The 13,919-nt window shown below is 56.2% G+C and carries 8 protein-coding genes; all 8 read right to left on the bottom strand.

All coding sequences use genetic code 11. From position 1 onward, the window contains the following. Window positions 1–22: 22 nt before the first annotated feature. Complete coding sequence (locus tag SH410x_RS00245) at window positions 23–1,564, bottom strand: arylsulfatase (protein ID WP_473673586.1); 1,542 nt, start codon at window positions 1,562–1,564, stop codon at window positions 23–25. A 108-nt stretch (window positions 1,565–1,672) separates the two neighbouring features. Further along, complete coding sequence (locus SH410x_RS00240) at window positions 1,673–2,986, bottom strand: DUF1552 domain-containing protein (RefSeq protein WP_473673584.1); 1,314 nt, start codon at window positions 2,984–2,986, stop codon at window positions 1,673–1,675. Window positions 2,987–3,053: 67 nt separating this feature from the next. Beyond that, window positions 3,054–5,612, bottom strand: a complete 2,559-nt coding sequence (locus SH410x_RS00235; RefSeq protein ID WP_473673582.1) for a DUF1592 domain-containing protein — start codon at window positions 5,610–5,612, stop codon at window positions 3,054–3,056. A gap of 28 nt (window positions 5,613–5,640) precedes the next feature. Beyond that, complete coding sequence (locus SH410x_RS00230) at window positions 5,641–7,029, bottom strand: iron dicitrate transport regulator FecR (RefSeq protein WP_473673580.1); 1,389 nt, start codon at window positions 7,027–7,029, stop codon at window positions 5,641–5,643. Next, window positions 7,022–7,558, bottom strand: coding sequence for a sigma-70 family RNA polymerase sigma factor (locus tag SH410x_RS00225; protein ID WP_473673578.1), 537 nt, complete (start codon window positions 7,556–7,558; stop codon window positions 7,022–7,024). The genes SH410x_RS00230 and SH410x_RS00225 overlap by 8 nt, the downstream gene beginning before the upstream one ends. Window positions 7,559–7,612: 54 nt before the next feature. Continuing rightward, a complete protein-coding gene (locus SH410x_RS00220; protein WP_473673576.1) occupies window positions 7,613–9,316 on the bottom strand; it encodes a sulfatase family protein in 1,704 nt (567 codons plus the stop codon). Between the two features lie 76 nt (window positions 9,317–9,392). Then, a complete protein-coding gene (locus tag SH410x_RS00215) occupies window positions 9,393–10,808 on the bottom strand; it encodes a DUF1501 domain-containing protein (protein WP_473673574.1) in 1,416 nt (471 codons plus the stop codon). A 268-nt stretch (window positions 10,809–11,076) separates the two neighbouring features. After that, a complete protein-coding gene (locus tag SH410x_RS00210) occupies window positions 11,077–13,911 on the bottom strand; it encodes a PSD1 and planctomycete cytochrome C domain-containing protein (RefSeq protein WP_473673572.1) in 2,835 nt (944 codons plus the stop codon). Window positions 13,912–13,919: the final 8 nt, after the last annotated feature.

The following is a 13,919-nucleotide window of genomic DNA, read 5'->3' as shown; positions in this document are numbered from 1 at the left end:
TTGAGGCATCCAGGGGATGCTCTCATCTCAGATCCGGTCGCTGCGAGTCGATTTGCTGGCGCAGGATTCGCTTCAATCGATCAACCTTTTCGGGGTATCGCGCCGATAGGTCCACTCGCTCTTCGTTGTCATCGGCAAGATTGTAGAGCTGAAAGAGACCGCGATTCCTATCCGCCTCGACGAGTTTGAAACCGTCATGCGAAATCACGGCGCGACTGCCCATGGCTTGGAAGTGGTTGTTGACGACGACATCGTCATGCCGCTGATCCTGCGGATTACCGAGCAGCGTCGGTAAATATGAGATGCCGTCTTTTCCGGCTGGCGTTTCTTCACCGACGAGGTCGGCCAACGTCGCCAGAAAGTCATAGTGGCAACTCAACAGCGATGTCTCAGTCCCCCCCGCGATCTTGCCTGGCCAACGGACGATCAGCGGGCATTGCATGCCGCCCTGGTATCCGCTGCGTTTCAGACCCGCGCGACCACCGGCTCCATCGAAAACATCACCGTGTTCCCGGGTACGCCATTTTTTGTCGGTTAAGTTCGCTGCCTCTCCGCTGGGCAGTCGCTGTCTCTTGTAGTCGGGCTTCGGCCCGTAGTAGAGCTCGTGTCCATTGTCTGAGGAAAACAGGACGACCGTATTGTCATCCATCCCCAATGACGTCAACTCATCCATGATCAACCCGACGTGATCGTCGAGCATCTTGACCATGGACGCATACTTCTTTTCCGCCAATGTCATCGTCGGATGGTCCACGAAATCGGGATGCAACTCCGGGATCGCGACCGGCCCGTGGGGCAACTGAGTGGGATGGTAGAGGAAGAATGGCTGATCTTGGTGCGATCGTAAGTAGTTCAAGATGCCTTCGATGAAGACATTCTGCGAATAGGTTTCACCACCGTACCCAACCGGCTCGTTACCCGCCTCGCTGGTCTTCCCACAGTCCGCCAGGGTGTTGCCGGGCAACTCAAAGCGTTCACCGTTGCGCCACAGGTACGGCGGATAGAAACCGTGACAGCGTTGGTGGTCGTAGTAACCTTCGTAGAAATCCCACCCAAACCGTTTGACTCGTTCGTGCCAGGTAAGGAAACCACGATCGAGTTTCCCGAATTGGGCCGTCTCGTATCCGGCTTGCTGAGCGATTTGCGCCAGAAAGATTTCGTTGTCACCGATCGGATTCGCATTCTGCTTGAGTGCGGCCAGTCGTGCCTGATACTGTTCTTCGGTAATCTTCCCGGAATCTCGCAGAATCGGGAGCCCCGCGCGGCTATTTGCCCAGCCACCGAGACGGCCATCATGCATCCCCGTCAGCAGCGTCCAGCGTGCCGGAGCGCAAAAGACTCCGCCGTAATAGTTCGTGAATTTCATACCCTCGGCCGCCAATTGGTCGATATTGGGCGTCGTCACGACTTGCTGTCCGTAACATCCAAGCATCCCTGGCCCCAGGTCATCGGCAAAGATGAGAATGACGTTCGGTGGACGTTCTGCGCCGGATGCATGGGTAAACGACGCACACGTCGAAAACGCATAAAAGGCGAAGATTACCGCTGCGAATTGCTTATTCATCGATTTTTCCGACTGCTGGTATTGCGTTCTCGGTCATGCTTTCTCCGATCGATCCTACGTATTCTATCAACGTCGTTTCGTCACTCCGATCCGGCGGGTAGCGGAGCGTCATGCGGAGAACAATTCTTCAATGATACCGTTCGAGTCGCCGAATGAGATCGCCGGGATGCCGGAGCCTTTTAGCAAGCTTAGCCAAAGGTTGCACAGCGGGGTCTTTCGATCGTCCATCACGAGATGGCGTCCGTGCTCGATACCGGCTCCACCGCCTGCGACGAGTGTGGGGCAATTCGTCAGCGAGTGAACGGAGCTGAGATTCGAACCAAACGCGATCGAGCTGTGATCGAAAAGACTCGATCCATCGGACTCCTTGGAGGCTTTCAGCTTGTCGATGAACTCGGCCAGCAACCTGGCGTGTGCGGTGTCGCGTGACTGGGATACCGTGCGCCGCTCGCCCTCGGAAAAGTGACTCATGCTATGAGCAGACATGGTTGCCCCGAGGCTCTCAATCAACGCTTGCGCTGGCATTCGGTAGGTGAAGACGCGCGTCGCATCGACCTGCATGGCCGCGACCATCAGGTCGTACATGATGCGAATCTCTTCGAGCCCCTCTAGCGATTCACTTGGCTCGGAGACAGGATTCTGCGGCAACTTCTTTTCAACAGTCAACCACTTTTCCTCCTTACCGAGCCGCACTTCCATCTCGCGGATGGATTGGAGATACTCGTCAAGCTTATGATTATCGGATGGGTTGAGTTTACGGCTGGCTGAATTCGCGTCGGCAAGTACTGTATCGAGTACGCTGCGCTGTTCCTGCAAACGCTGCTGACGCAGTGCCAGCGGAGTCGCATCGTTGGAAAACAGGCGATGGAATGCAGCGACGGGTGTGTTGAGTCCCGCGACTGGTTTTCCAAATCGATTCCATGCCAGCGAACTTCCGGGACCGTGCCCATCGGCGCCGGAATGGGAATGGCCCTTGGCGGCGAGTTGAATCGATGTGAATCGAGTATTCTCTCCCAAGGATTCTGCAGCAACCTGATCGACAGAGATCGTATTGTGAAAACTCTGACCCGGAATTTCGTACCGATTGGCTCCCGTCAGCCAGAACGTGCTGCCGCTATGTCCATCGGCGGAATACTGATGCATCAGGTTTTGAATGATGGTGATGTCAGCTTTGTGCTTTTGAAGTGGCTTGAGCAACTCCGGCAGCGCGTAGTCATAGCCCGTGGTGCTGCGGTCGGGGTACCAGCGATCAGCGGTCACACCATAGCCCATGCCTAAGAACACCATGCGTTTGGCCGGGGCCGTCACGACCGGTGCGGCGCTCGCAAACCGACTGAAGCCGAACGATTCAAGTAGCGGTAGAGCAATGACAGCACTGCTGCTGCGAAGAACTCCGCGACGTGTCAATTGTTGATTCTTCATCTTGCATTCCTATGGGTGATTTTGAGTGCACTGAGTGAGTTTGCTGAAATGTGGCGCCGCTGCGTGTTTACTTCGAACGGAACGCCGTCGACTGAACGAATGCTTCGATGAACGAACCGGTTTCGTACTGCCTGTTACTGGCGCTGCGGAGGATGACGTCTGCCAATCCCTGATCGGTGAATCCGTAGGGCCGCCCCAAGCCATAGGAAATGAGCGACTCCGTAAAACCTCGGGCAAAGTCATCACCGCGTTCTGCCACGACATCGCGAAGTTCAACGTAGTCGGCAAACGGTTCTCCATCGGGTAGTTGGCCGCCCGGTTGGATGATGAATTCCTGTACCTTCTTTCGCTTGAGAAAATTCACCTTGGTGTAAATTTCTTCCGTCTCTCGCCACAATCCGGCGGCGTCGAAGTTCTCCAGCCCAAAGCCAATGGGATCAATTTTTTGATGGCAATTCATGCACTGTGGCTGCTCCTGGTGGGCGCGAGCGACTTCGCGGGCGGAGAGAATCTGTCCGTCCAACCGGCTGAGCATTGGTACGTTCGGGGGTGCCGGTGGCGGTGGATCATTGAGCAGATTGCGCAACACCCAAGCACCTCGCTCGACGGGCGAAGATCGTTGACCATCCGACCCCATCGCCAGCACCGCCGCGGTGCCGAGCAGCCCTCCGCGCCGCGATTCCTCGGGGACCGGAACCTTGCGAAACTCGTGGCCTTCGACGCCGGGGATGCCGTAGTAGGCGGCCAGCAAATCATTGATAACCACATAGTCCGCTTTCAGCAGCGATTGCAGCGGCAGCTTCTCATCAAGGAGCAGTTGAAAAGATTCAAAAATCTCCTCGCGGGCTGATTCGCGGGCGGCGTTGTCGAATGTTGGAAACTGCACACCATCAAACTGGAACATGCCCAGTCGCTCCATCTGTAGCCACTGGTCAACGAAACCGGTCACGAACGCGTCCGAGCGTGCGTCGGCCAGCAGTCGCGACGCCTGCGTCTGCAGCACACCGTCATCGAGCAGTTCGCCGCTCAGGCCCAGGCCCATCAGCTCGTCATCCGGCGGAGCACTCCAAAGAAGGTACGATAGGCGAACGGCTAACTCACGGCCTGTGAGGAGCGACGACGATTCGCCGCCAGACGATTCGATCATGTAAAGAAAGCTGGGCGAAGTCAGGATGATCGACAGGGGATCGATCAGCGCCTCGGTGAAACCTTTTCCTTGACTGCGGTTCTCGGCGTACCGCTGCATCAGTTTGCCGACGTAGCCCTCGTCGGGCTGCTCGCCTCGGAATGCTCGCCACGCAAAACGCTGCAAAACCTCGTGCGCGTACTGCTCGTCACTCCAATCATCTGACTGATTGAAAAGTATTTGTTTGGCCAGCACCTCACGTCGACCGTAGGGCTCGGGGCCGATCAGTTCCGCCCAGTCGACCCACAGCCCGGGCGGTGTGCCAATCCCATTGGCATGCATATCGATCGTCGCCTGGTTTTTGTCGGCGCGGTCCTGGTGGCTGCGTTGATGAATCACGATCTGATTTTTCTCACCCGGTCGATGCACGAATGAGAGTTCGACAATTTCAGGGTCGGTCAGCGGCGCGGTCACTTTTCTCCAACCCAACCGAGTTTGTCCCGTCGAATCGGACTGCGAAAACTCAAGGTAATGCAACCGCTCGCTCGCGTTGGGATAGGCGGCCGCGCGGACGCGGACGGTGTAGCGTCCCTCCTGATTTTCGCGGAGCATGGGCAGTTTGATCTTCGTATAACCGCCCTGCTTGATCGTCATGATCAGCGTGGCACCTGTCGCCGTCTCCGGCCGACTCAGGTAGTCCTCCATCAGCGGCAACCATTCAACGTGACGCTGCTTCTTCGCCGCATAATCGTCCAGAAATCCGAACTCCGAAGCTGCTTTTTCGGTTTGCGCGAAGTACGCTTCACCACGCCGCTTTTTATCCCGCATCTCCTCCGCGGCAGCGGCATAATGCGGCGTGTAGTACTCTTCGGGCTCGATGCGAATGGTCTTGGATTGCTGCTCCTTGCGAGGCAACAATGCCAGTTCGAGCGACCGCCTCGCCGCTGCAAGGTACTGCTCGATTTGGTCGCTGGACATGAACAGGGAAGCGCCCTGCGTATCAAATCCCGCCGACGCCTGGTCATCGGGCAGATTGGATACATCGGGCTGAACGCCAAGCAAATCCTCGATCGTGTTGGCATACTCGCGGCGGTTCAGACGACGCAGCGTGATCACGCCACCCGAATCGCTGAGAATCTTCCGCGCGACCACCATCTGTTCGGACAAGTCTCGAAGAAACGCCGTCTTTTCCTCGTCTGATATCGGCTCGCTATCCGCCGGAGGCATTTCGCCTGAATTGATCGCATTGAGAACCTTTGCCCATCGCTCGGCAGTGGCCATGTCGCTACTGATTTCCAGTGGCAACGATTCGAGATCAATCGTGCCCTCCTGTGTGTCGGAGTCGTGACAATCCAAGCAGTAGTTTTGAAATACGGCCTGATGTGCACCGGGCATGAGCGCTTGACGCGTCTGATCTTCAGCCGAGCATGTCTCGATGGCAATACACATCGAGATCGCTACGCACAGAATCAATCGGGTGTAAAAACAAACACGACTCATAGGATTCAACCAAAAGAACATAGAAACTCTATTCGAATGTCAGTTCGAGTAGTGGCCCAACGGCCTCGGGGTGAGCATCGCTCGCAAACGCATGGGTGAGGCCAGGCCGCTCACCTTCCACCTGGGTTGTCTCACGCACCAGAATCAGTGTCACCGATTGGCCAGGGTGCTTTTTCAGAAAATCAACAATCGTGCTGTTGGCAATTCCAAATGCGCCACGCTGCTGACTGCGAAGAACATCAAACGTCCCCAACAGGACACCGTCCTCGGGCGTGGGTGCCGCTTCCCAAGTGCAGTCGATGGGCCAGTCCGCCTTCTCGGGATTGAGCAATCCATAAAGTCCAAATCGATTCACGACCGGCAATCGCGACGCAAACCCACGCCGACTTGGAACCAGATTCAACCGCACCTTGGCCGAGTCGATTCGGCTGACATCGATCGTGGACAGATCAAAGGCAAAAAACGAGCGATGGTCCCACTTGCCGTTGTCCGTCTTCTTGACGGCCAGTATTTCTGGATCGAGAAACTTCTGACGTTTGTCATTACGAAGCACCGAAGTGGCTCTGCCGTCGGTGCCGATCCGCACAACATCGCCCACGACTTCCGGTGCCCGCGACCGTTGTTCCAGGTCAACGACGCTGACGGACTCCTCCTGCACCGTGACCGCCTTGTGCGGCTCAGTCAGCCTAATTTCATTTCCGGTTCTCCGATGGTGCACGGCAATCTCTCCTTCGAGCAACTCAAAGTCGGACCGCTGGGCGACCGTATCAACCTGCACGGCAAACCGCGTCCCGTAGTCAATTGCGTAACCGTCGGGAGTCGCGATCACGAAGCCAACCGCCGTATCGGGAACATCGATCACCGCCGCGCCTTCGACCAACTTCCCGCACATGGAAGAAATGAGTTCGAGTTCAGCGGGGGATTCCAGAACGACTTCGGCACCCGAATGAAATCGAATCGTTGCGATCCCCGATTTCAGTTTGAGAATCCCGGGCACGAGCTCTGAGCCGGGTGTTGTCGGTAGCGAACTCTCCCACGCGGCGAGTTCACTCGACACCAGCGTGGCGACAGGTTTTGGGCCCGACATCAGCGGCGTCCCAACAAAGGCCACGACGACTGACACAGCAATGCAGACAAGTCCGAGGATAAATAGCCTGGATCTCGCAGGGCGGACTGAAACGCCATCCTGCCCAGACATCTCCAACGCACTGGAGGCCAGGCCCTGCTGGACCGCTGGAAACTCATGCGACAGCATTGCATCGAGGGCCCGGGCGTGAATGAACGCAGCCCGTGCATCCACATCCGCCACGAGTCGCTCGGCCAGTCGTTGATGCTGCTGAGGTGACAGCTCACAATTCGCAGCCGCCTCGATCAACTCGATGAGATCGTCGTCGACCGGTGGGATTTGTTCAGACATTCGCTGCCCCCTCGGCGAGCCGGAGCTCGATACAGGCTCGAAGCGTTTTCCGAACTCGAAAGAGAACCTGCTTCAACGCGCCGACACTCCGCCCAATCTCCGCACTGACTTCCGCGAGTGACCGCTCACTTTCATAGTGCGCTTGCACAATTTCGCGGTCCTTGCCTGGCAGCTTCTCCACACAACTCCGCAGGGCACTGTGCCGCTGCTCAAAGTCCGACAACAGCGGCTCGGCTTCCCTGGCGAGCGTCTCGACGAGATCCGAAGAAAACCCCAGCCAATTCCCGTGTTTGGCTCTCTTCAAATGAGCGAGTGTCTGCAGATACGCGACCCGAAACGCCCAAGCCTTGAAGTTGGTGCCGACACGAAACTCACTGATCTTCTGCCACAGAATAACATTGGTTTCCTGCAAAATATCCTGCGCCTGATTGCGATCCGGCAGCAGAACGAGAATGTAGGCGAGCAGCGCAGCCTGATGCAGGCTGATCTGTCGAATCGTCTCCGCTGGTGTGTTCTGGTTCTCGCTCATTACGAACAAATATCCAAAATCACCCCGCGGTTAGGGTCAAAAATAAAAACGCGACTAATTTCCGACCCAAGTCTGCACGTTGGTTTTGCCCGCCTTCAGTTCCGCTTTTCGGCGTTTCAAATACTCGTGCGAAATTTCGGTGGCTTTGGCGCGATCGGCTTCGTCATAGTCCCAAAACTCCTGCACGATTGCCTCGCACTCAGGGAAGTGACTGCCGTCGTCTCCAACCCGCGTGCGAAGTTCGGCGAGCCGATTTTTGAGTTCTTTGACCAACTCTTGATTCTCCTGCTCGTCGATAACGTTGCGAGTTTCCTGGGGATCGTTCACCAGATCATAGAGTTCCCAACCCGCCGGTGTCTGGTAGCCACCGTCGTAGTTACAACCGTAGTAGTAAATCAGCTTGTGAGTTTTCGTCCGGACACCGAGATGCGCCGGATTGTCGTGGTGGGCCATGTGCATCCAATATCGATAGTAGGCCTCCTGCTTCCATCCCTCGGGCTCTTCGCCATCCTCGAGCAAGGATCGAAACGAATGCCCTTGGACCGACGCTGGGATCTCGGCACCAGCGAAATCAAGCATCGTGGGGCCATAGTCCACGTTTTCAATGATGGTGTCGAACTGTTGGCCGGCTGGGATCTGTTTGGGATAGCGAGCCAAAAACGGCATTCGCTGAGACTGCTCGTACATCCAACGCTTGTCCTGATAGTCGTGCTCGCCGAGCATGAAACCTTGATCGCCCGTGTAAATAATCAGCGTGTTGTCCATCTGGCCACTCTGCTCGAGATAGTCGAAGAGGCGGCCGAGGTTGTCGTCGATCCCCTTCACGCAGCGAAGGTACTTTTTCAGATAGGCGTTGTAGGCCAAACGCGTGTTTTCCTCATCGCTGTAGTCCGCGGGATCGAAGTCCACTGGGAACTCAGCCGGATACAGACTCGGCAGGTCACCGAGATACGATCGTCTGGGATTGCGACCGCCGATCGAAGTGCCGATGTGCGGAATCAATTCATCATCGGCACCGCGAGTCGCGAGGGAACCGAACTTGGGATCACGTTTCCAGAGCGTCTCAGGTTCTGGAATATTGACATCCCGTAGATACGACTCGTACCGCTCGGCGTTATCAAAGTAGTCATGGGGCGCTTTGTAGTGGTGCATCAAAAAGAATGGCTTGCTCTGATCCCGCCCCTCGGCCAGCCAATCGAGTGTCAAATCCGTGATCGCATCGGTGACGTGCTTGTCTTTGAAGTGGATGAGGTTCTTGCCCCAGGGCTTGTCACCGCGGACTCGAAAGTCGGGATTGTGATACTTGCCTTGTCCAGGCAGCACACAGTAGTAATCAAAATCCGCGGGTTCATCTTTCAAATGCCATTTCCCGATCATTGCCGTCTGATATCCGGCCTTCTTCATCTCGATCGCCAGCATCTGATCGCCCGGTGATACCCGCCCGCTCAAATCGAATGCGCCGTTGGTATGGTCGTACTGCCCCGTCAGAACACAGGCGCGGGATGGCGAGCAAATCGAGTTGGTGCAGAAGGCATTGGTGAACAACGCACCTTCACTGGCAAGACGATCGATATTCGGCGTTGGCGCGATCTCGGCTAAACGACCTTGGTATGCAGAGATCGCGTGCGCTGCATGATCGTCCGACATGATGTACAGAATGTTCGGTCGGTCAGCCGCACTGGCGAGGGTCCCAAACGCATACAGCGATAGGGTTGCCAACAGGGTCAATTTCAGCGAGATAGCGAAGCAAAATTTCATGAACACACTCTATCGGGGGAATCAATACGGAGGCGGTGAGACCAGGGGTGATGGGCGGTGACGCCATCATTCGAGTTCAAGCGATGAGCTCTTTGATGACTTCGCCACCAAATTGGCTGAGCTGTTTGTATCGGCCCGCGTGCAAATACGTCAGTTTGTTGTCATCGAGCCCAAGCAAGTTTAGCAGGGTGACATGCAAATCGCGAATCGGGTGCACGCATTCGACGGCGCTAGCCCCGAGTTCGTCGGTCGCACCGACCACACCAGGCTTGATACCGCCCCCAGCCATCAACATCGTCATGGCTTGGTTATTGTGGCCGCGCCCGAGTGAGTACACTCCACCGCGTTTATTGTTGTCGGGCGTACGACCAAATTCGCCTGTCCAGATGACAAGGGTATCCTCGAGCATTCCACGTTGCTTTAAGTCCCGAATCAGAGCCGCGACGGGCTTGTCGACACTTTTGATTCTCGAGGTATGCCCTCGCTCGAGATAGTCATGGCTGTCCCATCCCCCACTGAAAATCTGCACAAACCGCACCCCATTTTCGACGAGCCGTCGAGCCATCAAACACTGCCGACCGAAAACTTCCGTTTCCGGTTGATCGAGCCCATACAAATCCAGAGTGGCTTGCGACTCCTGTTTTAGGTCGACAACGTTGGGGACTTCGGTTTGCATTCGGAACGCGAGTTCATAGTTCTCCATCCGTGCTTGTAGACGCTGGTCGTCGCTACCGAGCGAGTTCAGATGCTGCTGGTTGAGTCTGGCCAGTTCATCGAGCGCTCGACGCTGATGTTCGCGAGACTTGAACGACTGTGGCTTCAAATCCAAGATGGGCGAACCCTCCGAACGCAAGCGAGTTCCCTGGTAATACGGGGGCAAAAACCCATTGCTCCAGTTTCCGGGGCCACCTTGAGGGAGCGCCAATTCAGTCATCACGACATAACCAGGAAGATTCTGGTTTTCGGTACCCAAGCCATAATTCACCCACGCCCCCATGGCAGGATCGCCCCCCAAGCGGCTGCCGGTGTTCATATGGAACAAGGCTTCGGGATGGTTGAGCGATTCAGCTTGACATCCTCGGTAGTTGCAGAGTTCGTCAGCAACGTAAGGATCGGAGAGATGCTTCCACTGATCGCACATTTCAATCCCATTATTGCCGGCCTTCTGAAACCCAAACGGGCTGCCAACAAAAAACTTGAACCCGGTTTCCTGCCCGGCCGACAACTTGGACTCCGTCTTGTGCAGTCGCGTCAACTCGGGCTTGGGGTCGAACGTGTCCATATGCCCCGGCCCGCCCTCCATGAACAACATGATGACATTCTTGGCTTTCGCCGGAAGCAACGGCTGTTTGGGAGCCAACGGCGATACACTGACACCCGATCTCGCCGAATCGTCGTCGGCTTGCAACAGCGAGCTCAATGCGACGGATCCGAGTGACGCACCGAGTCCGTAGAGAAAGTTCCGTCGAGCGGCGTTGTCATTGACTCTCATGGGTATACTCATTTTTCAGAATTGAAGGTGGGGGCAGTGCTTTGCAAGTCGTTCGTTTTCAAATGAGCCGAATGCCGTCAGGCATCGGGTAACGCGAGCCACCGGGCCGCTTACGCGACTCGGCTCGATAAGTGACGGGTTTACCGTAGTGGATCTTGTTAAAGATCCTGTTCTGGATGGATCTTTAACAAGATCCACTACGCCAGTTATTGATCCCGCGTTGCTAAGCGACTCGGCTCAATAAGCCGGATCTGGAGTGAGCCCGGCTTTAGTCGACATACATGAACTCGTTGCTATTGAAGAGCAGCAAACACATGTCCGCGAGCGCTCGCTGGCCGGGTGACACGTCACTGGGTTTCGTGTCGGGTTGGTAATTGGCAAACACCGGCAATATCTCTTGATACTGAAACGGCTCGCCCGAGAACTCTTCAACGAGCGACCGTGTGATCTGTTCGGGATACTCCGGCGGCTCGGGAGTGACACCTTGGTGGTAGGTTCGCATGTCGTTGACATACTTAGTCATCCACTGCATCTCTTGTGGAGATGCATGCCGACCTAATACCAATCGAAATGCTCGCTCGATTTGCTCCGGCAATGCATCCGCGTCCTGCTCGATTCTTAACGCCAATGCAATGCTGCGATCGACAATTAAATCGCTATTGAGCAATGTAAAGACTTGCGGGGTCACCGCAGCAGACTCGCGGACTTCACAGGACTCATTCGGGTTGGGTTGGTTGAATAATTCGGTGAAAGGATCCGCCTGACCACGGACATGGTACGCATAGACGGTTCTCCGATTCCGTTGACTTGGCTCAGGAGACGGCTGATAGGCAGGTGCCAATGAAAACTGGATCATCCGCGGTTGCAGTGCCACTTCCATGTTGATTTCAGGCATCACGGGTAAACCACCGTTGCAATGCACCAACTCGCCGGTTGCGGCGAGAACTCCGTCACGAATTTCCTCGGCGGTTAAACGGCGCCGTGGGAAATGCGACAACAATCGATCGTCTGGATCCACATCAGCAACTCGCTCGTCCGCCGGTTCGCATGCGCGTTGATACACATCGGACATCATGATCATGCGATGCAATCGCTTCATCGTCCAACCACCGTCAACAAAGTCGGCAGCGAGGTAGTCGAGCAGTTCGGGGTAGGACGGCTTCGCCCCCTTGGCACCGAGGTTGGTCGAATTGGCGGCCAGCCCAGTCCCAAAGTGGAATTGCCAGATACGATTCACGATTGCGCGTGTGGCCAACCCATTGTTCGGATTCGCAATCCACTGGGCCAACTCCAGTCGTCGTCCATCGACATCACTGGTGAGCAGGTAAGGGTCGTCCTTGGCCGGGTTGGTCGGCATCGCGACCGCGCTCATTACCCCCGGCAGGACCTTGTCGCCGAGCGCCGTCAGCGCTCCCCCAATGAGAATAAAGTTCTCCAGCTCGTTCTGCTTGTTTGGCTTGCGTGTGATGCGTAGATGCCGAGCACCATTCCATGCCAACGTGGCCGAATCGGCATTGAACACACTCTGGGCCATCGGTTGGTAGCGTTCGAGCCGTCGTTGCCAAATCCACTCATCCTGTTCTCGCACCTTCAGCTGCCCCTGCTCGACGTGGTCCAAGCCCACCGCTCGTGGCGGTTTCTCTTCATCCGGCAGATTTTTGCGTGCGTTTTCGTTTTTGTAGGGAAGGTCATGCTCTTCAAACCAAGCTCGCGCTGCGGTTTCGCGTTTCTCGATAAGCCGGTTTTTCTCCACGACTGCGAAGTCGAGCATCTTCTGTACGTGCTCCCGCCCTTCGGCGAAACCACTTTGATCCTCTTCGGCAAGCAGAGGAACGTTGCGTTCGGCCAAGTGCGTTGCTGAGAACGCGGAGTACATTCGGTAGTAATCTCGCGTGGGGATCGGATCAAATTTGTGATCGTGACATTTGCAGCATCGCATCGTGGTCGACAAAAACGCTTGACCGGTGATATTCAGCACGTCGTCCAAGTAAATTTGCCGAGCCTCCTCCGTCGCGATCATCGCATTGTCCCACGGTCCCATGCGCAGGAACCCCGTGGCCACAATCCATTCCGCTTCTTCGGGCGTGTAGTCTCCATCCAGCTGCGTTTGATGGACAATCTTTGGATCGTCGCCCTTCCGCGCCCGGACAGAGCGATCGGCGAGTTCATCCCCCGCCAATTGCTCAATGACAAACTCGTCGTAGGGTTTGTCTTTGTTGAATGAGCGGATCACATAGTCGCGATAACGCCACATATTCGAACGTTCATAATCATTCGACATCCCGCCGGTGTCCGCGTAGCGAGTGACGTCGAACCAGTGTCGCGCCCAATGCTCCCCATAGCGAGGACTCTCCAGCAGATCATCGATTAGCGACTTCCACGCCTGCTTGGGATCCTTCTTGTATGCAATCGTGAACGCATCGATCTCCTCCGGGCTGGGTGGCAACCCTGTCAAGTCGAACGTGGCGCGTCGGATCAAGGATCTGGGGCTGGCGACGCCTGATGCCGTCAGACCGTTCTCGTCGAGTCCACGGTTGATGAAGAAATCGATGGCCTCACCAGCCTGCACGTCGCTGGGCAGCAACTCTGATTTTGGTTTCACCTCCGCGTACGCCCACAGGTCCGCGGGTTGATAGCGACGATTCGTCCATTCGCCGGACGTGCCTCCACTCGTCGTGACAATCACGCCATCTTCGGTCGTCGTCTGCATGCTCTCTTCGCGGCGAAACTCGGCTTGCTTGGTCTCGTCCGGCCACGGTGCCCCTCGTTCGATCCACTGCCGAACCAGCGAGATTTGCTCTTCGCTGAGTCGATCATTCTCCTTGGGCGGCATCTCATAATCCTCCCAGGAGATGGCTGAGACGAGTGTCCCATCATCGGGATGTCCAGGGACGATTGCCGGCTCCTCCGATTCACCGCCATGCAGCAATGCCGCCCGTGTCAGCACGCTGAAATCGCCTTTCACGTCCTCCTGGTCACCACCATGGCAGCCGAGGCATTTGTCTTTCAATAGCGGCAAAACCTTGAGCGTAAAAAGCCGCTCGGTCGCTTCGTCTGCAGCAGCAGCATTCACGCCGCAGGCGCCAAGGAGGGAAGTTGCCATGACGGCCA

The sequence above is a fragment of the Rhodopirellula sp. SH410 genome (genome assembly GCF_055811895.1).
The sequence above is the reverse complement of the archived record's forward strand: the minus strand, read 5'-3'. Positions and strand labels throughout refer to the sequence as shown.